Annotated in this window: 3 protein-coding genes; 1 reads left to right on the top strand and 2 read right to left on the bottom strand. The window is 64.4% G+C overall.

What is annotated here, in order from left to right; genetic code table 11:
- The first annotated feature begins 125 nt into the window (after window positions 1-125).
- Window positions 126-656 carry an N-acetyltransferase family protein gene (locus ACXJL8_RS39550; RefSeq protein ID WP_456620787.1) on the top strand — a complete coding sequence of 177 codons (531 nt, stop codon included), beginning with the start codon at window positions 126-128 and terminating at the stop codon, window positions 654-656.
- A 228-nt stretch (window positions 657-884) separates the two neighbouring features.
- On the opposite strand, the gene ACXJL8_RS39555 is transcribed toward ACXJL8_RS39550, so the two are convergent.
- Window positions 885-1,256, bottom strand: coding sequence for a DUF2794 domain-containing protein (locus ACXJL8_RS39555; RefSeq protein ID WP_456686868.1), 372 nt, complete (start codon window positions 1,254-1,256; stop codon window positions 885-887).
- 607 nt (window positions 1,257-1,863) lie between these two features.
- Window positions 1,864-2,094 (bottom strand): DUF1223 domain-containing protein (locus tag ACXJL8_RS39560; protein WP_456686869.1); only part of this gene is annotated, 231 nt, incomplete at its 5' end.

Here is a 2,094-nt window from a genome sequence, read left to right on the forward strand (position 1 = left end):
CCGCGAAGCAATCCAGAGTCCCTCCGCGGATGCATTTCTGGATTGCTTCGCTACGCTCGCAATGACGGGTGGGGCAACACCGTTGCCTCTTCCAGCGGTCCCGGGAAGGCTCTAATCTTGTCCCCATGTCCGAACCTGAAATCAGGCCCGCCACCGAGGCCGACCTTTCCGCCATCACCGCCATATACAAGCAGGCCGTCCGCGAGGGCACCGCGACGTTTGAGCTGGCGCCGCCCGACCTCAGCGAAATGACGCGCCGCTACCGTGCGCTGGTCGACGGCGGCTATCCCTATTTCGTCGCCATGCTCGACGGACGCGTCGCCGGCTATGCCTATGCCGGCGCCTACCGGCCACGGCCGGCCTATCGCTTCACGGTCGAGAACTCGATCTATCTCGACCCCTCCTTCCACCGCCGCGGCATCGGGTTTCTGCTGCTGCAACGGCTGGTCACCGAATGCGAGGCGCGCGGCTTCCGCCAGATGATCGCGGTCATCGGCGATTCCGCCAATGCCGGCTCGATCGGCGTGCATACCAAGGGCGGCTTCAGGATGATCGGCACGCATCCCAGCGTCGGGCTGAAATTCGGCCGCTGGCTCGACACGGTGATGATGCAGCGCGAGCTCGGCGAAGGCGCGAGCACAGTGCCGGGGAAGTAGGGCTTTCGTAGCCCGGATGGAGCGCAGCGCAATCCGGGACAAGTTTGTCCGCGGCCGCAGCGGCCCCGGATTGCGCTTCGCTCCATCCGGGCTACGGGATTACGGCTACACCACCGCCAGCTTGTAGGGTGGGCAAAGCGTAGCGTGCCCACCATGCTGCGACAATTGCGGAAGTATGTGGGCATGGCGCGTTGCGCCTTTGCCCACCCTACGGCGCTGTTCGTGCGGCTAAACCACCGCCAGCTTGCGGTYGATCACCAAGAGCACGCGCTCCAGCTCGTGGCCGCGGCGCAGGATCAGGCCGGTCGCAGAGATCACGCTGTACATGCCCTGCTTGCGCGCGAGCCGCGGGTCTTTCTCGATGCGATAGATCGGAACCTCGGAGGCGCGGCGAAAGACCGAGAACACGGCGCGGTCTCTGAGGAAGTCGATGGCATAGTCGCGCCACTCGCCGTCGGCGACCATGCGGCCGTAAAGATTGAGGATGCGGTGCAGTTCGAGCCGATTGAACGTCACCCGGCCAGGTTGGGCGTTCGCAGCGGTGGGGCGCGCAACTGCGCGCTGCTCGCTCGGATCGGCATCCTCCGACGTCAGACTCATCGAGCGCCTCCTGTCGCATCAGCATGATCGCATCCGCGAAACCGTCCCCGGGCGGCGGATCATGACAGTTGCATGATCGCGCCAACCGTTCCCTACTGCAAGAGGTTCCAGGCGAAACCTGCCAGTCCGGAGCGAACCAGCGCACACGCAACGGTGGAACTTCTCAGCGGCAAACCGTCACGGGATCGTTAGCAGGAATCATAGTATCGCCGCTTTTCCGCCTAGCGACTGCCGCCCTGCACTGCGAAAAGACCTGTGTGCGTTGACCCGGTCCTGTCGGTTCCGGATTCCTCAGCCCCCAGCCCCCCGGGGTCGTTAGGATCGGGTCTGTACGCACGGCAAGGAGGACCAACGCAAGTTGGTCCTTTTTTGTTTGGGTCTGTTTCTGGCTCGACGAGCCTCTCTCCATCCCTCCGCAAACTCTCTCCCCTCATCCTGAGGAGCCGCGCTGTTCGCGGCGTCTCGAAGGATCGAGGCCGAGATGCATCGGCAGGGCCTGCATGGTTCTCGCGGCGATGCGAAGCATCGTCCGCTAGACGCGCGCAAGGGCGCGCTCCTCACCATGAGGCGTGAGAGCGAGTGCGACGCTTGGAGCGAGAGAATCGAATCAGTGCAGCGACGTATACGCCGCGCCGAGCATCGGGCCCGGCTTCTCGCGGCTGCCGTCCTGGACATAGACCACCGCACCGTCGACGCCGTCACGCGTCAGGTTCTCGATCGGCACCGTCCAGCTTTCGGCACGTCCGTTCCAGTCGCCGACCTTGAGCAGGTTGCGCACGACGTTGTGATAGGTGATCTGCTGGCCGCGATTCTCGCCCTTGGCGATCGAGATCGGCAC

It is taken from the genome of Bradyrhizobium sp. P5_C11_2 (genome assembly GCF_054049755.1).

Bases quoted from the DNA above. Each gene is read 5' to 3' on its own strand.
- ACXJL8_RS39550 (WP_456620787.1), top strand. From the start codon at position 126: ATGTCCGAACCTGAAATCAGGCCCGCCACCGAGGCCGACCTTTCCGCC.